22 protein-coding genes are annotated in these 17,794 nt (G+C 67.1%); 20 read left to right on the top strand and 2 right to left on the bottom strand.

Features of this window, described 5'->3' with window-relative positions; genetic code table 11:
• Nucleotides 1-87: 87 nt before the first annotated feature.
• The 7 genes from B3611_RS00910 to rplO all read left to right on the top strand — a co-directional run bounded on the left by B3611_RS00910 (nt 88) and on the right by rplO (nt 3,850).
• The gene (locus B3611_RS00910) at nt 88-807 is read left to right on the top strand and encodes a DUF2786 domain-containing protein (RefSeq protein WP_291313207.1); all 720 of its coding nucleotides are present in this window, start codon (nt 88-90) and stop codon (nt 805-807) included.
• Between the two features lie 355 nt (nt 808-1,162).
• Nucleotides 1,163-1,561 carry a 30S ribosomal protein S8 gene (rpsH, locus tag B3611_RS00905; RefSeq protein ID WP_291313206.1) on the top strand — a complete coding sequence of 133 codons (399 nt, stop codon included), beginning with the start codon at nt 1,163-1,165 and terminating at the stop codon, nt 1,559-1,561.
• Nucleotides 1,562-1,579: 18 nt separating this feature from the next.
• On the top strand, nt 1,580-2,116 hold the full coding sequence (rplF, locus tag B3611_RS00900; RefSeq protein WP_291313205.1) for a 50S ribosomal protein L6: 537 nt from the start codon (nt 1,580-1,582) through the stop codon (nt 2,114-2,116).
• Between the two features lie 2 nt (nt 2,117-2,118).
• Nucleotides 2,119-2,523 carry a 50S ribosomal protein L18 gene (gene rplR / locus B3611_RS00895; RefSeq protein ID WP_291313204.1) on the top strand — a complete coding sequence of 135 codons (405 nt, stop codon included), beginning with the start codon at nt 2,119-2,121 and terminating at the stop codon, nt 2,521-2,523.
• 40 nt (nt 2,524-2,563) lie between these two features.
• Nucleotides 2,564-3,205: a 30S ribosomal protein S5 gene (gene rpsE / locus B3611_RS00890; protein ID WP_291313203.1), complete on the top strand. Its 642-nt coding sequence runs from the start codon at nt 2,564-2,566 to the stop codon at nt 3,203-3,205.
• 5 nt (nt 3,206-3,210) lie between these two features.
• Complete coding sequence (gene rpmD / locus B3611_RS00885; RefSeq protein WP_291313202.1) at nt 3,211-3,396, top strand: 50S ribosomal protein L30; 186 nt, start codon at nt 3,211-3,213, stop codon at nt 3,394-3,396.
• A 7-nt stretch (nt 3,397-3,403) separates the two neighbouring features.
• Nucleotides 3,404-3,850 carry a 50S ribosomal protein L15 gene (rplO, locus tag B3611_RS00880; protein WP_291313201.1) on the top strand — a complete coding sequence of 149 codons (447 nt, stop codon included), beginning with the start codon at nt 3,404-3,406 and terminating at the stop codon, nt 3,848-3,850.
• A 115-nt stretch (nt 3,851-3,965) separates the two neighbouring features.
• Here rplO and B3611_RS00875 read toward each other — a convergent pair whose 3' ends face one another.
• A complete protein-coding gene (locus B3611_RS00875; protein ID WP_291313200.1) occupies nt 3,966-4,535 on the bottom strand; it encodes a DUF1707 SHOCT-like domain-containing protein in 570 nt (189 codons plus the stop codon).
• 181 nt (nt 4,536-4,716) lie between these two features.
• Between B3611_RS00875 and secY the strand changes: the two genes are divergently transcribed.
• The 13 genes from secY (at nt 4,717) to eccB (ending at nt 16,636) form a co-directional block, all read left to right on the top strand.
• A complete protein-coding gene (gene secY, locus B3611_RS00870) occupies nt 4,717-6,045 on the top strand; it encodes a preprotein translocase subunit SecY (RefSeq protein ID WP_291313199.1) in 1,329 nt (442 codons plus the stop codon).
• Nucleotides 6,045-6,599: an adenylate kinase gene (locus B3611_RS00865; RefSeq protein WP_291313198.1), complete on the top strand. Its 555-nt coding sequence runs from the start codon at nt 6,045-6,047 to the stop codon at nt 6,597-6,599. Before secY ends, B3611_RS00865 begins: the two co-directional genes overlap by 1 nt.
• A gap of 90 nt (nt 6,600-6,689) precedes the next feature.
• Entirely contained in the window at nt 6,690-7,481 is a 792-nt protein-coding gene (gene map, locus B3611_RS00860) for a type I methionyl aminopeptidase (RefSeq protein WP_291313197.1), read from the top strand.
• A 76-nt stretch (nt 7,482-7,557) separates the two neighbouring features.
• Nucleotides 7,558-8,382 carry a L,D-transpeptidase gene (locus B3611_RS00855; protein ID WP_291313196.1) on the top strand — a complete coding sequence of 275 codons (825 nt, stop codon included), beginning with the start codon at nt 7,558-7,560 and terminating at the stop codon, nt 8,380-8,382.
• 186 nt (nt 8,383-8,568) lie between these two features.
• Nucleotides 8,569-8,787: a translation initiation factor IF-1 gene (gene infA / locus B3611_RS00850; RefSeq protein WP_291313195.1), complete on the top strand. Its 219-nt coding sequence runs from the start codon at nt 8,569-8,571 to the stop codon at nt 8,785-8,787.
• A 192-nt stretch (nt 8,788-8,979) separates the two neighbouring features.
• A complete protein-coding gene (gene rpsM, locus B3611_RS00845) occupies nt 8,980-9,348 on the top strand; it encodes a 30S ribosomal protein S13 (RefSeq protein WP_291313194.1) in 369 nt (122 codons plus the stop codon).
• A gap of 3 nt (nt 9,349-9,351) precedes the next feature.
• Nucleotides 9,352-9,756, top strand: a complete 405-nt coding sequence (gene rpsK, locus B3611_RS00840) for a 30S ribosomal protein S11 (protein WP_291313193.1) — start codon at nt 9,352-9,354, stop codon at nt 9,754-9,756.
• A gap of 25 nt (nt 9,757-9,781) precedes the next feature.
• Nucleotides 9,782-10,387, top strand: a complete 606-nt coding sequence (gene rpsD / locus B3611_RS00835; protein WP_291313192.1) for a 30S ribosomal protein S4 — start codon at nt 9,782-9,784, stop codon at nt 10,385-10,387.
• Nucleotides 10,388-10,488: 101 nt separating this feature from the next.
• On the top strand, nt 10,489-11,502 hold the full coding sequence (locus tag B3611_RS00830; protein ID WP_291313191.1) for a DNA-directed RNA polymerase subunit alpha: 1,014 nt from the start codon (nt 10,489-10,491) through the stop codon (nt 11,500-11,502).
• A 45-nt stretch (nt 11,503-11,547) separates the two neighbouring features.
• Complete coding sequence (gene rplQ, locus B3611_RS00825; RefSeq protein WP_291313190.1) at nt 11,548-12,039, top strand: 50S ribosomal protein L17; 492 nt, start codon at nt 11,548-11,550, stop codon at nt 12,037-12,039.
• A 139-nt stretch (nt 12,040-12,178) separates the two neighbouring features.
• Complete coding sequence (gene truA, locus B3611_RS00820) at nt 12,179-13,042, top strand: tRNA pseudouridine(38-40) synthase TruA (RefSeq protein ID WP_291313340.1); 864 nt, start codon at nt 12,179-12,181, stop codon at nt 13,040-13,042.
• A gap of 90 nt (nt 13,043-13,132) precedes the next feature.
• Nucleotides 13,133-15,298, top strand: coding sequence for a DUF6541 family protein (locus B3611_RS00815; RefSeq protein WP_291313189.1), 2,166 nt, complete (start codon nt 13,133-13,135; stop codon nt 15,296-15,298).
• Between the two features lie 66 nt (nt 15,299-15,364).
• The gene (gene eccB, locus B3611_RS00810) at nt 15,365-16,636 is read left to right on the top strand and encodes a type VII secretion protein EccB (RefSeq protein WP_291313188.1); all 1,272 of its coding nucleotides are present in this window, start codon (nt 15,365-15,367) and stop codon (nt 16,634-16,636) included.
• On the opposite strand, the gene B3611_RS00805 is transcribed toward eccB, so the two are convergent.
• Nucleotides 16,602-17,792: a S8 family serine peptidase gene (locus tag B3611_RS00805; RefSeq protein ID WP_291313187.1), complete on the bottom strand. Its 1,191-nt coding sequence runs from the start codon at nt 17,790-17,792 to the stop codon at nt 16,602-16,604. The genes eccB and B3611_RS00805 overlap by 35 nt on opposite strands.
• Nucleotides 17,793-17,794: the final 2 nt, after the last annotated feature.

Raw genomic sequence — 17,794 nt, 5'->3', positions numbered from 1 at the left:
GGGATGTCCGGGCCGTGCCCTATAACTCTGGGTACGCCGGGAAACGGCGGGCGGCTCGTTTCGGATTCGGATCAAGGGGGAATTAGCGTGAAGGACATCGACAGGCTCAAGGAGAAGGTGCGCAAATTGCTGGCCCAGGCGGTCGACAGGGAGGGGACACCGGAGGGGGAGGTGTACTACCGCCGCGCGTTCGAGATCATGGCGAACCACGGTTTTGACGAGCGTGACGTGGGCCGCCCCGGCAAGGAGGACGGGGTCACGCACCGCACGGTCGAATTCACCGGGTCCTACACCGACATGCAGGCCGCCCTCCTGCTCGCGCTGGCCGCCGCGCTGCACTGCACGGGCCTCATGCGCAAAGCGCACAGCTCGACCCGCGTGCTCTCCGTGACGCTCTTCGGCACCCGCCGGCACCTCGAGCGGGTAGAGATGCTCCATGCCCTCCTCAGCCCCGCCATGCTGATCGGGGCTCGCCGACACAGCAGCGCGGGATGGCACGACACCTCGACGGTGGTGAAACGCCGCTCCTTCATGACGGGGTTCGCCCAATCGGTCGCGGCCCGGCTCTCCGACGCGGAGAACCAAGTCGCGGACGAAAACCCGGGTTACGTACTCGTGCTTGTCGACGACCTCGCGCTCGCGCGGCAGGCGCAGGACCGTTACCTGTCCGAGCGCGGCCTGGGTGTCTCCACCCTCCGGGTCAGACGATCCTGGGACGGAACAGCCTACGGGGACGGGATGCGGGCGGGGGCCGAGACAGATCTGGGGAGGGAACGCCTCCGCGGGCGCCCCGCGCTGCCGGGGTAGGGGACACCCGTGCCGCGGTAGCGGCGGGAGTGCGCTGGTGGAGCGTCGAAAAGCGAATTGCATTTTACGCCGGCCGCGGGGTAACGTGGCAGGTCGGACTTGTGCGCCGCGGCCTGTCCGGTTGCTCGTGCGCGCATCCGACGTACATTTGAACATCCAACTTTGTTGCAGGCCCCCCGCCTCAATGCGGGCCGGGTGCAAGGGCGGCGGCGAGCGCCCCACGTTACTGAGCGTGGGGAGCGTGGAGTAGCCCCCGATAAGCCACTCGGAAAACGCGACGTGACGCACCGGTCGACGGTGCCCGGGTCGAGGTGGGTCAGGGAACCGCAGCGAGAAAGGTAAACGGTCACATCTTATGACCATGACTGATCCAATCGCGGACATGCTGTCTCGCGTGCGCAACGCAAACAACGCGCACCACGAGACCGTGTCCATGCCGTCCTCCAAGATCAAGGTGAACATCGCCGAGATCCTGAAGCAGGAGGGCTACATCGCCGACTACAAGGTTGAGGACGTGAAGGTGGGCAAGGAGCTCACCCTCGACCTCAAGTACGGTCCGACCCGCGAGGCGTCCATCGCCGGCCTCCGCCGCGTGTCCAAGCCGGGTCTGCGCGTGTACGCAAAGTCGAACGACCTGCCGCAGGTTCTCGGCGGCCTCGGCGTGGCCATCATCTCCACGTCGCAGGGCCTCCTGACCGACCGTCAGGCCCAGGAGAAGGGCGTAGGTGGGGAAGTCCTCGCCTACGTCTGGTAAAGGGAGGTTGAAAAGACTATGTCGCGTGTAGGTAAAGCACCCATCGCCATCCCCAACGGCGTCGAGACCACGATCAACGGCCAGAACGTCGAGGTGAAGGGCCCGAAGGGCACCATGTCCCTCGAGCTTCCGGCCCCGATCACCGCTTCCGTCGTGGAAAACGAAATCGTGGTGTCCCGTCCGGACGACCACCGCACCAACCGTGCACTGCACGGCCTGTCGCGCTCCCTGGTGAACAACATCGTTGTCGGTGTCACCGAGGGCTACAAGATCAACATGGAGATCTTCGGCGTCGGCTACCGTGTGCAGCTCAAGGGCAAGAACCTTGAGTTCTCCCTGGGCTACTCGCACCCCGTTCTGATCGAGGCGCCGGAGGGCATCACCTTCGCCGTCGACGGCAACACCAAGTTCTCGATCGAGGGTATTGACAAGCAGCAGGTTGGCCAGATTGCGGCTAACATCCGCCGGCTGCGCAAGGATGACCCGTACAAGGGCAAGGGCATCCGCTACGCAGGCGAGCAGATCCGCCGCAAGGTCGGAAAGACGGGTAAGTAATCATGAGCAACACCGCAGAGAACACCAAGCGCACCCCGGTCGGCCGCGACATTTCTTCGCGCCGCCGCGAGGCACGCGCACGTCGCCACAACCGCATCCGCAAGACCCTGCGCGGCACCCCGGAGACCCCGCGTCTCGTCGTGCACCGCTCGTCTCGCCACATGCACGTCCAGATCATCGACGACCTCGCGGGCCACACGCTCGTTTCCGCCTCCTCCATGGAGCCGGACGTGCGCACCCTCGAGGGCGACAAGAAGGACAAGGCAACCAAGGTTGGTCAGCTCGTCGCCGAGCGCGCCAAGGCAGCGGGCATCGAGGCAGTTGTCTTCGACCGCGCCGGCTACAAGTACCACGGACGTGTCGCGGCTCTCGCTGACGCCGCTCGTGAAGGTGGTCTGAAGTTCTAATGATTACCGCAACCATCACCATCAACGGAAGGATCGCGTAATGGCCGAACGTGAACGGCGTGACGGCGGACGCTCCGCCGACAACCAGAACAACAACCGCAACAACGATCGCGGGGAGCGCGGTGGCCGCGGCCGCCGCGACGACCGCCGTAACCAGCCTGACGAGCGCGACAAGTACATCGAGCGCGTCATCACCATCAACCGTGTTGCCAAGACCGTCAAGGGCGGCCGCAACATGTCCTTCACCGCTCTCGTCGTTGTCGGCGACGGCGAGGGAATGGTCGGCGTCGGCTACGGCAAGGCCAAGGAGGTGCCGGCGGCGATCCAGAAGGGTGCCGAGGAAGCCCGCAAGAACTTCTTCCGCGTGCCCATGATCGGCGGTACCATCCCCCACCCGGTCCAGGCCGAGGCTGCCGCGGGCATCGTCATGCTCCGCCCGGCAGCTCCCGGTACCGGTGTCATCGCGGGCGGCGCCGTCCGCCCGGTCCTCGAGTGCGCTGGCATCCAGGACATCCTGGCCAAGTCCCTCGGCTCCGACAACGCCCTCAACGTGGTTCAGGCCACCGTTGCAGGCCTGAAGGAGCTCGTCCGCCCCGAGGAGATCGCCGCCAAGCGCGGCAAGTCCATCGAGGACGTCGCACCGGCCCGCATGCTGCGCGCCCGTGCAGGACAGGAGGCGTAAGCACAATGGCACTCAAGATCACGTTGCACCACGGCAAGGTCGGCGAGAAGCCGGCCACCCGCAAGAACCTCGAGGCCCTGGGCCTGCGCAAGATCGGCCAGTCGGTCGTGAAGCAGGACAACTCCGCCACCCGCGGCCAGATCCTCAAGGTGCGCCACCTCGTCACCGTCGAAGAAGTTGCAGGGGAGTAGAGACACCATGGCTGATATCATCAAGCTCCATGATCTGCGCCCGGCAAAGGGCGCCAACAAGGCCAAGACCCGCGTCGGTCGCGGTGAGGCATCCAAGGGCAAGACCGCAGGCCGCGGCACCAAGGGCACCAAGGCTCGCGGGCAGGTTCACGCCGCCTTCGAGGGTGGCCAGATGCCGCTGCACATGCGTCTGCCGAAGCTCAAGGGTTTCAAGAACCCGAACCGCGTCGAGTACCAGGTTGTCAACGTCGCCGACCTGGCCGAGACGTTCCCGAACGGTGGCACCGTGTCCGTCGAGGACATCGTCGCCGCTGGCCTGGTCCGCAAGAACCAGCCGGTGAAGGTTCTGGGCAACGGTGAGCTGAGCGTCAAGCTCGACGTCACCGCCCAGAAGTTCTCCAAGTCCGCGGTCGAGAAGATCGAGGCTGCAGGCGGGTCCGTCACCGAGGCATAAGCTTCGCGACGCCCCACCTCACGCAAAAGGGCCGCTTCCCCGTCCACCGGGGGACGGCCCTTTCGCTTGCCTGCGCTGATCGTGGCAGCCACGTCTTCTGCAGGTCGATCCGCCTCTACTGGCCGAGCTGCTTGCGTCGCTCCATCGCCACCCGCAGGCGCTCCGCGCGTTTCTTTTTCTCGGCCTCCTCGAGCTCGTCGAAGATTTCCTCGTCGTCGTCGCCGAGCCCGATCACCTCCCGCACGCCCCAGGAGGCGAAGGCGGCGACGGGAAAGGCGACCCAGAAGTAATCCCAGTCGAGCACGAAGAGCCCGACAAAGAACATGATCATCGCGGCCGCCCAGATCACGGCATCGGCGGAACGCACCTTCCTGCCCCGCGCGAGCACCCGGTCGAGCTCTTCGTCGGCGGAGGCGGAGCGCACGGGGGCGTTCTCCTGACGGACGGCGAGTTCGCTCTGTTTAGGGAGGTCGGCGAAGAGGGCCTCGAGATCCCCGGTGTGCGTCGCCCCGGCGGCCGTGGCTGTACGGGAATCGAATTCGGCGACATCGAGGTAGCCGTTCGTGAACAGGTCCGTGAGGCGGTCGAGCGCCGCCATGCGCTCGGGGTCCCCGATGCGTGCGCCGGGGGTGGGTTCCATGGGTTGCTCCAATGCGTTCAGGGTCGCGGCTGTCGGGGTGCTCATTCAAGGACAGCACCTCTTCCCGGAGACCCTACATTGGGCAGAAGTTATACGGTGGCCGAACGGCTGGTAGGCTATCGGGGTCAAACTTGTCTGGGGCGCGCGCGGCAATGTCCGTAGCGGCCCCGGACGGTACCTGTCCGCTACCTTCCGGGTAACGCGTTCCCGGGAGCCAGGAGGCTTTGTGTCCGCTATCGCTCAGGCGTTTAAAGACCCGGATCTGCGCAAGAAGATCCTCATCTCCATCGGTCTGATCATCCTCTACCGCGTGGGCGCGCAAATCCCCACCCCCGGGGTGGATTACGCGCTCATCAGTCAGCGCCTCCACGACATTTCGCAGGGTGACCAGGCGACGATGTTCTCCATCATCGGCCTGTTCTCGGGCGGGGCTCTCCTGCAGCTCTCGATCTTCGCGATCGGCATCATGCCCTACATCACGGCGTCGATCATCATCCAGCTGCTCACCGTGGTCATCCCCAAGTTCGAGGAGCTGAAGAAGGAGGGGCAGTCGGGTCAGAACAAGATGACCCAGTACACCCGCTACCTGATGGTCGGCCTCGCGCTTCTGCAGTCGGCGGGGATCGTCGCCCTCGCGGACAGGGAGCAGCTTCTCGGCCAGGGGATGCCGGTGCTCGTCGAAAACCGCAACATCTGGACGCTGATCATGATGATCATCGTCATGACGGCGGGTGCCATCCTCATCATGTGGATCGGCGAAATCATCACGGAGAAGGGCGTGGGCAACGGTATGTCCCTGCTCATCTTCGCCGGCATTGCCACCCAGATCCCCGCCCAGGGGGCGACCATCCTCACCCGTTCCGGTGCCGTGACCTTCGCTCTCGTCATCGCCGCCGTCATCGCCCTGGTGGTAGGCATCATCTTCATGGAGCAGGGCCAGCGCCGTATCCCCGTCCAGTACGCCAAGCGCATGGTGGGCCGGAGGCAGTACGGCGGTTCGTCGACGTACCTGCCGCTCAAGGTCAACCAGGCCGGCGTTATCCCGGTGATCTTCGCCTCCTCACTGATGTACGTCCCGGTACTGATCACGCAGATCGTCACCATGGGTCGGCCCACCCCGCCCGACAACTGGTGGATGAGCCATGTCATGGCGTGGCTGCAGAATCCGGGTTCCTGGCAGTACATCGTGGCGTATTTCGCCCTGATCATCTTCTTCTCGTACTTCTACGTTTCCATCCAGTACGACCCCGCGGAGCAGGCGGACAACATGAAGAAGTACGGCGGGTTCATTCCCGGCATCCGCCCGGGTCGCCCGACGGCGCAGTACCTCGGTTTTGTGATGAACCGGCTCCTCTTCGTCGGCGCCCTCTACCTCGCCCTTATCGCCATCCTCCCGAACCTTGCTCTCGATGCCGGCATCACCGGTACCGGCAAGATGGGTATGAGCGCCTTCGGCGGCACGGCTATCCTGATTATGGTGTCCGTGGCGCTGACCACGGTGAAGCAAATTGAATCCCAACTCCTGCAATCCAACTACGAAGGACTTCTGCGATAATGCGTCTCGTACTTCTCGGCCCTCCCGGTGCCGGCAAAGGCACCCAGGCCGCCATCCTCTCCGAAAAGCTCGGTGTGCCCCACATTTCCACCGGCGATCTTTTCCGCGCCAACATCGGTGAGGGCACGCCCCTGGGTGTCGAGGCGAAGCAGTATATTGACGCCGGCAAGCTCGTTCCCACCGATGTGACCGCACGCATGGTCGAGGCCCGCCTCGGTGAAGACGACGCCAAGGACGGCTTCCTCCTTGACGGGTTCCCCCGCACCGTGGAGCAGGCCGACATCCTGGCTGACCTCCTAGAAAAGAAGGGGCACACCCTCGACGGGGTGCTCAACTTCGTCATCGACGAGGACATCGTTGTCGAGCGCATGCTCGCCCGCGGCCGCGCCGACGACAACGAGGAGACGATCCGCACCCGTCTCGGCGTCTACCGCGACGAGACGGCTCCGCTGATCGATCACTACGGCAACGCGATCATCAACATCGATGCCGTCGGTGACGTCGACGAGGTCAACGCCCGCGCGATGGCGCAGCTCGAGAAGCTGCAGAAGTAGTTTCCCGCACACAAGGCCGGTGCCCCGCAAGGCGGCGCCGGCCTTGGCCGTCCGCACACAGCAACAGAACCCCGATCCGAAGGAGCTGCCGTGGCCTTCCGCCGCCGCACCATAAAAGCGAAAACCCCCGCCGAGCTCGACGCCATGGAGGCCGCGGGCCGCATCGTCGGCGAGGCACTGGTGGCCGTCCGCGAGGCCGCGGTTCCCGGTGCCACCACCCTCGACCTGGACCGGGTTGCGGAGGAGGTTATCCGTGGCCGGGGTGCCACACCCACCTTCCTGGGCTACCAGGGCTTCCCGGGTTCGATCTGCGCCTCCGTCAACGAAGTGGTTGTCCACGGGATCCCGAGCCGGGAGGTCGTGCTCCGGGAAGGTGACCTGGTCTCCATCGACTGCGGCGCCACACTCGACGGATGGGTGGGGGACTCCGCATGGTCCTTCGGCGTCGGGGCGCTGGATGAGGACGTCGTTAAGCTCAATCGCGCAACCGAGTGGGTCCTCGACCGGGGAATGCGGGCGATGGTGCCCGGCAACCGTCTCACGGATGTCTCGCACGCCCTCGAGCAGGCGACCTTTGCGGCCGAGGAGCGCTTCGGTGTCCGCCTGGGCATTCTCGACGGCTACGGGGGGCACGGCATCGGCCACACGATGCACGAGGACCCGTACCTCGCCAACGAGGGCAAACCGGGGAAGGGGCCGGTGATCCAGGAGGGATCGGTGCTGGCCATCGAGCCGATGCACATTCTTGGTGGCGAGACGGAGAGCCGGGTGCTTGACGACGACTGGACCGTCGTCTCCCTGGATGCCTCGCCCGCCGCCCACTGGGAGCACACCGTCGCCGCGACCGCCCGGGGCCCGCGGATCCTCACCCCCCGGGACTGATAGCGCGAAACTGGGACACGCCGATATTTTTGCGCTCGTGACCAGAAAATTTTGCGGAAGCCGTTATACTTCCCTCATGTCTTACTCCCCGCGCCACGCGAAGCCCTCCCCGACGAAGCGCCGCGTCCAGTCCGTTGCAGCGGCAGCCGGTGTTTCTGCAGCCCTGATCGCCGCTCCCAGCGTCCCCGCCGCCAACGCGGAACCCGCGCCCAACCCGATGGCGCAGTTCATGCCCGCGCCTGCGGCCGGCGGCCTCGACAGCTTCATCGCCCAGGCCAACGCGTCCTTCCAGAACCTTGCGCAGAACCAGAACCGCGCAGCCCGCGATGCCGCCTGGAACATGCGGCTCTCCCTGCACCAGCAGGCGGATGCCCTGGCTGCCGTCAATCCCGATCTGCCCGCCCAGGCGCGTGCGGCGGTCGACCAGGCCGTGGAGGCCTTCTTCCCGGGCATCATTGCCGAGCACACCCCCGCTCCGGCTCCCGCACCGGCCCCGGCTCCGGAGGCCGCCCACGTCGAGGCGCCCGCCCCCCAGCCGGCCGCGTTCGACTACGGCCCCTGCCCGCGCGAGGCGAAGGCCTGCGTCGACCTTGACGGCCGCCGCTCCTGGCTGCAGAACGACGGCCAGGAGTACTACGCCTCCGGCCTGATCGGCCCCGGCAAGCCAGGCCTGGAAACGCCCCGCGGCACGTTCTACGTCAACCGCAAGGTCAAGGACGAGATCTCGTGGGAGTTCGGCAACGCCCCGATGCCGTACGCCACCTACTTCACCAACAACGGCATCGCGTTCCACGAGGGCGACCCGTCGTACCTGTCCCACGGCTGCGTGCGCATGTACCACGGCGACGCCGAGCGCTACTTCAACGATCTGCAGATCGGCGACATGGTCTACGTGTACTAACGGGCCGTTCCAAAACCCCTCCTTCCGCGCAACAGCGTGGGGGAGGGGTTTGTCTTTGCGCAGGTAAAACGCTAAGCTGACGCACTGGTGTGTATCGGGACGGCTACGTCCGCCCGGGTGCGCCACGTAGCAACGTAAAAATCACGTCAAGTACCAGCGCAAATGGTGCTTTAGGAAGTGGAGTGTATGGCAAAAGAAGGCGCAATTGAAGTTGAGGGCCGCATCATCGAGCCCTTGAAGAACGCGATGTTCCGTGTCGAGCTCGACAACGGGCACGAGGTTCTCGCCCACATCAGTGGCAAGATGCGCCAGCACTACATCCGCATCCTTCCGGAAGACCGGGTCATCGTGGAGCTTTCCCCGTATGACCTGCAGCGCGGACGTATCACCTACCGCTACAAGTAAAAACGACAGCCTCCCTGTTCAACGCGCACCATTCGCGCCCCCCAGGCGCGGTGTGCGCCGTACACCTCCGGCCACGGTGGCCGGAGCCGCGCGAAACCACGACCCATCATCCGGTTAGGTCCGGGTAAAGCGCCGCTTGGCGTGGACGGGCAGGGAGAAAACCACCGTACCAACCTGAAAGGCACGTACCACATGGCACGTCTTGCTGGTGTTGATCTGCCGCGCAACAAGCGCATGGAGATCGCACTCACCTACATCTACGGGATCGGGGCAACCCGCTCCAAGGAACTGCTCGAGAAGACGGGCATTTCTCCTGACCTGCGCACGGACAACCTGACCGATGAGCAGCTCGCCGCCCTGCGCGACGCCATCGAGTCCTCCTACACCGTTGAGGGCGACCTCCGCCGTGAGGTCCAGGCCGACATCCGCCGCAAGATCGAAATCGGCTCTTACCAGGGTCTGCGCCACCGCCGTGGCCTCCCTGTCCGCGGCCAGCGCACCAAGACCAACGCGCGCACCCGCAAGGGCCCGAAGAAGACCATCGCAGGAAAGAAGAAGTAACCCATGCCTCCGAAGACTCGTTCCGGCGCGCGCCGCACTGGCCGTCGCGTCCCGAAGAAGAACGTGGCCCAGGGCCACGCATACATCAAGTCCACCTTCAACAACACCATCGTGTCCATCACGGACCCGAACGGTGCCGTGATCTCCTGGGCGTCCTCCGGCCACGTCGGTTTCAAGGGCTCCCGCAAGTCGACCCCCTTCGCCGCCCAGATGGCCGCCGAGAACGCTGCCCGCAAGGCAATGGACCACGGCATGAAGAAGGTTGACGTGTTCGTCAAGGGGCCGGGCTCCGGTCGCGAAACCGCCATTCGTTCCCTCCAGGCCGCCGGCCTCGAGGTGTCCTCGATCTCCGACGTGACGCCCCAGCCGTTCAACGGCTGCCGTCCGCCGAAGCGTCGTCGCGTTTAGGCAGAAAGGAAAGAGGTAAAACAACATGGCTCGTTATACCGGCCCTGCTACCCGCAAGTCCCGTCGCCTCCGCGTCGACCTCGTCGGCGGCGACATGTCCTTCGAGCGTCGCCCCTACCCCCCGGGGCAGGCTGGCCGCGCCCGCATCAAGGAGTCTGAGTACCTGCTCCAGCTGCAGGAGAAGCAGAAGGCCCGCTTCACCTACGGCATCATGGAGAAGCAGTTCCGCCGCTACTACGAGGAGGCCAACCGCCTCCCCGGCAAGACCGGTGACAACCTGCTCGTCCTCCTCGAGACCCGCCTGGACAACGTCGTCTACCGCGCCGGCCTGGCACGCACCCGCCGTCAGGCACGCCAGCTGGTTTCCCACGGTCACTTCACCATCAACGGCAAGAAGACCAACGTCCCCTCCCACCGCGTCTCGCAGTACGACATCGTGGATGTCCGCGACAAGTCCCGCAACATGCTGTGGTTCGAGGAGGCCCAGGAGAATCTGGTCGACGCCGTGGTTCCGGCCTGGCTCCAGGTTGTCCCGGACACCCTGCGCATTCTCGTGCACCAGCTGCCCGAGCGCGCTCAGATCGACGTTCCGCTGCAGGAGCAGCTCATCGTCGAGCTCTACTCGAAGTAAACCCCTTACTTCATCCCGCGCCCGGCGCAGAACCGGCGCGAAATCTTCCGCAACCCGTTCCTACCGGCATCAAATAGTGGTTGCCGACAAAGGAGAAGTTCATGCTCATCTCTCAGCGCCCCCAGCTGTCCGAGGAATACATCGACACCAACCGCTCGAAGTTCGTCATCGAGCCGCTCGAGCCCGGTTTCGGTTACACCCTCGGCAACTCCCTCCGCCGCACGCTGCTGTCGTCCATTCCGGGTGCGGCCGTGACCTCCATCAAGATCGACGGTGTCCTCCACGAGTTCACCACGATCAACGGCGTGAAGGAGAACGTCTCCGAGATCATCCTCAACGTCAAGGACATGGTCCTTTCCTCCGACTCCGACGAGCCGGTGGTCATGTACCTGTCGAAGCAGGGGCCCGGCGACGTCACTGCGGGCGACATCGAGCCACCCGCCGGCGTGGAGATCCACAACCCGGATCTTCACATCGCCTCGCTGAACGAGCAGGCGCGTCTCGAGATGGAGCTCGTTGTCGAGCGCGGCCGCGGGTACGTCCCGGCCGTGCCGAACGCCGGCGGAGAGGTCGGCCGCATTCCGGTCGACCAGATCTACTCCCCGGTCACCCGGGTTGCCTACAAGGTGGAGGCGACCCGTGTGGAGCAGCGAACCGACTTCGACAAGCTGATCATCGATGTGGAGACCAAGAACTCCATGTCGGCCCGCGACGCCCTCGCCTCCGCAGGCTCCACCCTCGTTGAGCTGTTCGGCCTCGCCCGCGAGCTGAACACCGCCGCCGAGGGCATCGAGATCGGCCCGTCCCCGCAGGAGACGGAGTACATCGCTGCGTACAACCTGCCAATCGAGGACCTGAACTTCTCCGTGCGCTCCTATAACTGCCTGAAGCGCCAGGAGATCCACACGGTTGGCGAGCTCGCGGAGTGCACCGAGAGTGACCTGCTGGACATCCGCAACTTCGGTCAGAAGTCCATCAACGAGGTGAAGATCAAGCTCGCCTCGCTCGGCCTGACCCTCAAGGATGCCCCGGAAGATTTCGACCCGACCCAGATCGAGGGCTACGATGCCGAGACTGGTGACTACGTCGACCGCAGCGCGGAAGAGACCGAGTAACTACACCGAGCACGCGCTCAACCAACCGCAACGAGGAGTACGAAAATGCCTACCCCTAAGAAGGGTGCCCGCCTCGGAGGGTCTGCTAGCCACCAGAAGCACATTGTTTCTAACCTGGCTCAGTCTCTCTTCGAGCACGGCGCCATCAAGACCACCGAAGCCAAGGCGAAGATGCTGCGTCCCTACGCAGAGAAGCTGATCACCAAGGCGAAGCGTGGCACGCTGGCCGACCGCCGCGCGGTCGCGGCCGAGCTCCCGAACAAGGAGATCGTGTCCTATCTGTTCAACGAGCTCGCGCCGAAGTTCGCCAACCGCGACGGCGGCTACACCCGCTCGATCAAGCTGGAGAACCGTTCCGGCGACAACGCCCCGATGACCCACATCTCCCTCGTTCTCGAGGAGACGGTGTCGTCCGAGGCGACCCGCACCGCCCGCGCCGCCGCTTCGAAGCAGGCGGAGCAGGCTGCGCCGGTTCAGGCCGAGGAGACCCCGGCCGAGACCGTCGAGGAGACTCCCGCGGAGAACACGGAGGCCTAACCTCAGCTCCGCGGTATCTCAGCCGCACCCGACACCCCGCGTCCGCTCGCATGAGCCGGCGCGGGGTGTCGCCGTTCGTGCGGTTGCTAGGGTGTTCCGGGTGAGCACCGACAACCCCGCCGCCCGCGACACGGTGAATATGGTGCGCCTGCGGCTCGACATCGCCTACGACGGCGCCGACTTCCACGGCTGGGCCAGCCAGAAACCCGCCGCCGACGGCACGCCCACCCGCACGGTGCAGGGCACCCTCGAGGACGCCCTCTCCACCATCCTGCGTGCACCCGCCCGTTTGACCGTCGCGGGCCGGACCGATGCCGGGGTCCACGCATCGGGCCAGGTGGCCCACGTGGACGTGCCCCGTTCCTGCCTCGAACAGCGCTCCCTCGGCGGCGACCCCTCCCGGCTCGTGCGCCGTCTGGCCAAGTTCCTCCCCGAGGACGTGCGCGTCTTCGGCGCGGCCGAGGCACATCCGCTTTTCGACGCCAGATTCGCCGCCCTTGACCGCAGCTACGTCTACCGGGTCACCACCGATCCCGCCGGAGCTCTCCCGACCCGGCGCCGCGACACGGCAGTGTGGCCCAAGCCCGTTGACCTGGACCGGATGCGGGCGGCAGCTGATCTCGTGGTGGGGCTCAACGACTTCGCCGCGTTCTGCAAACCCCGGTCGCACGCCACAACGGTGCGCGAGCTCAAGGAGATGCGGTGGGTCGATGCGTCGACAAGCGAAGAGCTCCACCTGTACGAGGCGCACGTGCGTGCCGACGCGTTCTGCTGGAACATGGTGCGCGCCCTGGTGGCCTCGTGCCTTCAGGTGGGGGAGGGGCGGCGGGACGCGGACTGGGTCGAGGGGCTGCTCGGTGAGCGGCAGCGCTCCCCCCAGGTCGCCCTTGCTCCTGCGCGGGGACTGACCCTCACCGGCGTGACGTACCCGCCCGATGACCGGCTGGGGGAGAGGATCGCCCTGACGAGGGGGCGCAGGGACGCGGTAGCGCGCGCCGAGTAGGTCGCGTGGGTCGGGGGGAATAGAATGCGACCTGTTGCGCGTGGTGAATTCAGCGCCAACGGGATACCAACCAATTGAGAGGACTGGACGATGGCGCTTGCGGGAACGGTTCTTCTCGCCCTGCTTATCTTTATACTCCCGGGGTTCTCGCTGGCGTGGGTGTCTGGCGCGAAGGTGCCTACCGCCCTTGCAGCTGGCCTGCCCGTCACCTTCGGCGTCATCAGCCTGGCCTCTCTGATGTGGGGTGCGACGAGCGCGCCGTTCAACTGGCTGACCTTTTCCATCACTCTTTTCCTCGCCCTCGTCGTTGCCGCCGCCTGGCGGTGGGGGTTCGTGCGTCGCGAGCGCGCCCGGACGGGTGCGAGCTGGCGGTCCGCGTTGTGGCCGGAGGGCTGGCGCGCCCACAGTGCTCTCGACCCGTCCTGGATCATCCCCGCGCTCGGGGTTGTCGCGGGATCGTGGATCATCGTCTCGGACCGGATGAACTGGCTCGTGCGCATGCCGCACGGCCTCGACAGCTTTGTGCAGGGGTGGGACTCGCAGTGGCACGCCAACGTGGTGCGCTACATCATGACGGAACACGTCGCCTCACCGATCCGGATGGGCGAGCTGCACAACATGGAGACCCACGCGGCGATGCTCTACCCCTCCGGCTACCACGCCGGGGTGGCGCTGTTCGCCGAGGCCGCGGGGCTCGATCCGATTCCGGCGCTGCACATTGCCACGGCCATTCTGCCGGGTGTCGCCCTGCCGATCTCCATGGCCTGCCTCGTGCTCACCATGCTGCGCTCGCGCGGGCTGACCGCCCAGATCGCGGCGGTGCTGGCCGCCATTGGGATCTACGTCGCCCCACCCGTGCTGTGGATCGGCGATTACGTGGGGTTCTGGCCCTATCTCTTCGCGGCCTGCATGGTCGGCAGCGTCATCTACCTTTTCTGCTCGGTGCCGTTCCGCCACGAGCTGTTGTACCCGGCGGCGCTGGCCTTGGTCGGGGTGCTGGGGGTTCACCCATCCTCGGTGACCTACGTTGCGTTGGCCGTGGCGCTGTTCTGGCTCACCAGCCTCCTCGTTCGCCCGGCCCGCTCGCGCCTCAGCGACCTGGTCTGGCTCGCCGCCACCGTGATCGTCGCGGCGCTGCTGTTCCTCCCCGAGGTCATCGCGGGGTCCTCGGTAGCCGGGGAGGTGGTCAGCTGGGCCACTCCGGGGGACGCCGTGTTCACCGACCCGTGGAACACCATCCTCACCTTGAGCACCCGCCACGTGCAGGAGTTCTTCCCGGCGTTCTCGGCCACGACGCTGCTCTGGCTCGGGGGGTTCGGTGCCCTTGCCGCGCTGCTCTGGCGGGGGCAGCCGTGGTCGATCCTCTACTACGCCATCTCCGCGGCCGTCGCCGTCAACGTGCTCAAGCCCTTCGGCGGATGGTTCGGCGACACCCTCGGCATCCTCGGCCACCCGCACTACAACACCGCGCACCGCCTCATCATGCCGGTGGCGATGGTTACCGTCGCGGCCGCGGCAATCGGTGTGGCCGCCATGGTTCGCCTGCTGTGTCTCGCGCCCCTCGCCGCGCGCAACGGCACGCCCGCCTGGGCCCGGGCCAGCGTGGTCGCCTCCACCGTCGTGGCCGTGGCCGCGGCGTGCGGCACCGCCTGGTGGGTGCAGGACCGCGTTGGGGAGGGCGCGGAGGCCTCCTACACGGATCCGCGGGCGGACGGGCCCAGGGTGGATGAGAACGACCGCCTCGCCTTCGACTGGCTGGGCACCCAACCGGCGGCGTGGGAAGGCTACACCATGGGGGATTCCGCCGACGGCTACTCCTGGCTTTACGCCTACAACGGGGTGCCCACCATCGCCCGCCACTACATGTGGCCGGTTGGCGGGCGCGGCTCCAGCACGGACACCCTGTTCTGGCACTCCGACATGCTCGGTGCAGGTGTGCGCGGCGACGAAAATGCCGAGAACATCGCGGACCGGGCGGCGAAGGACCTGGACGTGAAGTTCATCATCTCCAGCCCCGACCCCTTCTGGTGGCAGCAGGATCCCAGCTTCGAACAGATCAAGGGCCTGTGGACCGCACCCGGCTCCACCCCCGTCTACCGCAAGGGCAAAACCGTCATTTTCGCGGTCAACGAGCAGTTCACCCCCGCCGAGCTGCGTGCCATGCGCAACGACGCCGAGGAACACGGCTCCGACTACCTGCCGGAGCTCCAGGCGGTCTCGGGCGCTTCCCGGGCGCAGGGTGAGAACCTGGGGTAGATTCAGGGGGTGTCGAGCCCGGTTCGGGGGAACCGGGACGAGAGTCCGCTCGGGGGAAGGTCTCGCATGTCCTCTTCTGGTTCGGGCGCGTCGCAGCGCCCGTCGCGCCTGCTGCCCACCACACGCCCGCAGGTCACCGGCCACCGCTTCATGCGGCGTCGCGTTGAGCACGGCCTGCTCTTCGGTGACATCCGCATGATCCACGACCCGCTGGCGGCACGCCGCCGAGCCATGCTCCTCGGCGCGGCCGCGGTGGCCATGATCGCCGCGGTAATGGCGCTCTTCGCCTGGCTGCGCCCCAACCCGGACCCCGGGGGTGCCCCGATTTTGCGCGACCCGTCGGGAAACCTCTTCGTGCGCGTCGGAGATGCCGTCCACCCCGTGACCAACCTGACCTCCGCCCGCTTGGTGGCGGGCTCCCCGGAGGAGCCGGCGCGGGTGGGGGAGCAGCATCTGCTCACCATGCCGCGCGGCGTTCCCGTGGGCATTCCCACCGCACCCTCGTCCTTCGCCCCGCCCGGCGCCCCCGACCTCGGCTGGGCGGTGTGCGAGGCCGGCGGCACGGTCACCGTCTCCGCGGCTCACCCGCCGCGCCCTCTTGACGACGCCTCCGCCGTCCTCGCCACCGTGCACGGCCGGGACTGGCTGGTCACGGCGGGTGGCCGCACCCTCCTGCCGGAGGCCTCGTCACCCCACGGGCGTGTCGTGCGCCGGGTGCTGGGTGTCGATGCCGACACCCCGCGTTGGCGACCACCGGATGAGGTGCTCAACGCCCTGCGGGAAAATCCGCCCGTCGCTCTGCCCACGCCGCTGCCGGAGGTGCTGGAAACGGATGCCGGGTCATGGGCGGTGAACCCCGCGGGCGGGATCCAGCCTGTCACGCCGACGCAGCGGGACATTCTCGCCGACGCAGGCGCGCCCCTGCGCCGGGTGACGCGCGACTCCCTGTCCCGCTACGAGGACGCGGCCCCCGCCCTCGACCTGCACCTGCCCGCCGCGGTCCCGAGGTGGGAGGACCCCTCCGGCCGCGCCGTGTGCGTGGACGAGGGGCGCGGCGCCGCGACAGCGGACGCGGCGGGCCCCGGCGGGGCGGTGGAGCTGTCGGGCGGGGCCGTCGCCACGCATTTCACGGGCCTGGCACACGGCGCGGTGGCGGTGGACACCGGCCACGGCCACCACGTGGTCTCGACCCACGGGCTGCGGCACGAGGTGCCGGAGCGCCCGGTGCTGGAGGTGATCGGGGTGGAGCTCGTGGAGAACGTGCCATGGGAGATCCTCTCGCTTCTGCCAGCCGGGGAGAGGCTCAACCGGGAGTCTGCCCTGACCGCCACCTACTGACGAGCGCGGCGGCGCATCCCGCGGCGAGCGCCGCGAGGAGCGCGACGGAGCCGGCAAAGGCACCGCGCGCGGGTGCCGGCGAGGCCACCACCTCCGCTGGTTCGACGACCAGCGGGGTCGACCCCGCCGGGGCGGCCGGGGCCTCCGCCGCCAGGTGGGTGACCACCGCCAGCGGGGTGACCGCCCCGCCCGAGGGTTGCGCGGCCGCGGCGACAACGTCGCGCACCCGCGCCGGACTGAGGTGGGGGTGGCGCTCGAGGAGCAGCGCCACAGTTCCCGCCACGACGGGTGCGGCGAAGCTGGTGCCCACGAAAGGTGTCACCGTATCTCGGTCGATCGCGCTTCCGCGGGCGAACCCGTCACCCGACCACGACAGGCCGGGCCCCGGCGCACCCGGTGCGGAAAGCGGCGGCGATTCCGCGGGGGAGGACACGGAATAACCGGCCAGTTCGTGGGCCGATTCGCGCGCTCCCACCGCCAGGACGGTGGGGAAATGGGACGGAAGGACGAAGGACCCCTGGGCGCAGTTCTCCGACACGTTGCCCGCGGCGGCGACAACGACCGCGCCTTCCTGCTCGGCGCGGTTGAGGGCCGCGTGGAGCACGGTCGCGTCCAGCGCCCCGACATCGCGGGGGTCGACGCACGAGACCACCGAGATGTTGAGCACCCGCGCCCGCTCGTCGAGCGCGGCGTGGATCGCTTCCGCCAGCGAGCGCACGCTTCCCGACGTCTCCACGGTGTCTCCGCCGCGCCGGTTGCGGTAATGGGAGGATGTCTGCCGCACCGCGAGGATCTCCGAGTCGGGGGCGATTCCCGAGCTGGCGGCCCCGATGATTCCCGCCACCACGGTGCCGTGGCCGTCGCAGTCGAACAGGGGGTTCGGGGCATCGGGGGTGACGAAGTCCGCACCCGGGACAAGCCGGCTGAGCTCCGCGTTGGGGCTGACACCGGTGTCGATGACCGCGACGCGGACCCCGGCACCGGTGGCGAAGCGCCGCACCTCCCCCGCACCGGCCGGTGCTGCCGGGGTGGGCGTGGGGGCGGGGATTGCGCAGGGATAGTCCTGGGCAGCCGCGGGCGGGGCGGGAGCTAACGCAGCGCCGGGGATCACCGTCGCGAGTGCGGCCACGGTGGCGGCAGCGGCAGGGATGCGCACTT

This window comes from Corynebacterium sp. UBA2622 (genome assembly GCF_002339505.1).
Lineage (GTDB): Bacteria > Actinomycetota > Actinomycetes > Mycobacteriales > Mycobacteriaceae > Corynebacterium.
The sequence above is the reverse complement of the archived record's forward strand: the minus strand, read 5'-3'. Positions and strand labels throughout refer to the sequence as shown.

Bases quoted from the DNA above. Each gene is read 5' to 3' on its own strand.
- rplR (WP_291313204.1), top strand. From the start codon at position 2,119: ATGAGCAACACCGCAGAGAACACCAAGCGCACCCCGGTCGGCCGCGAC.
- rplQ (WP_291313190.1), top strand. From the start codon at position 11,548: ATGCCTACCCCTAAGAAGGGTGCCCGCCTCGGAGGGTCTGCTAGCCAC.
- B3611_RS00865 (WP_291313198.1), top strand. From the start codon at position 6,045: ATGCGTCTCGTACTTCTCGGCCCTCCCGGTGCCGGCAAAGGCACCCAG.
- B3611_RS00815 (WP_291313189.1), top strand. From the start codon at position 13,133: ATGGCGCTTGCGGGAACGGTTCTTCTCGCCCTGCTTATCTTTATACTC.
- B3611_RS00830 (WP_291313191.1), top strand. From the start codon at position 10,489: ATGCTCATCTCTCAGCGCCCCCAGCTGTCCGAGGAATACATCGACACC.
- B3611_RS00875 (WP_291313200.1), bottom strand. From the start codon at position 4,535: ATGAGCACCCCGACAGCCGCGACCCTGAACGCATTGGAGCAACCCATG.
- rplO (WP_291313201.1), top strand. From the start codon at position 3,404: ATGGCTGATATCATCAAGCTCCATGATCTGCGCCCGGCAAAGGGCGCC.
- B3611_RS00855 (WP_291313196.1), top strand. From the start codon at position 7,558: ATGTCTTACTCCCCGCGCCACGCGAAGCCCTCCCCGACGAAGCGCCGC.
- eccB (WP_291313188.1), top strand. From the start codon at position 15,365: ATGTCCTCTTCTGGTTCGGGCGCGTCGCAGCGCCCGTCGCGCCTGCTG.
- rpmD (WP_291313202.1), top strand. From the start codon at position 3,211: ATGGCACTCAAGATCACGTTGCACCACGGCAAGGTCGGCGAGAAGCCG.
- truA (WP_291313340.1), top strand. From the start codon at position 12,179: ATGGTGCGCCTGCGGCTCGACATCGCCTACGACGGCGCCGACTTCCAC.
- rpsH (WP_291313206.1), top strand. From the start codon at position 1,163: ATGACCATGACTGATCCAATCGCGGACATGCTGTCTCGCGTGCGCAAC.
- rplF (WP_291313205.1), top strand. From the start codon at position 1,580: ATGTCGCGTGTAGGTAAAGCACCCATCGCCATCCCCAACGGCGTCGAG.
- rpsD (WP_291313192.1), top strand. From the start codon at position 9,782: ATGGCTCGTTATACCGGCCCTGCTACCCGCAAGTCCCGTCGCCTCCGC.
- rpsK (WP_291313193.1), top strand. From the start codon at position 9,352: ATGCCTCCGAAGACTCGTTCCGGCGCGCGCCGCACTGGCCGTCGCGTC.
- rpsE (WP_291313203.1), top strand. From the start codon at position 2,564: ATGGCCGAACGTGAACGGCGTGACGGCGGACGCTCCGCCGACAACCAG.
- rpsM (WP_291313194.1), top strand. From the start codon at position 8,980: ATGGCACGTCTTGCTGGTGTTGATCTGCCGCGCAACAAGCGCATGGAG.
- infA (WP_291313195.1), top strand. From the start codon at position 8,569: ATGGCAAAAGAAGGCGCAATTGAAGTTGAGGGCCGCATCATCGAGCCC.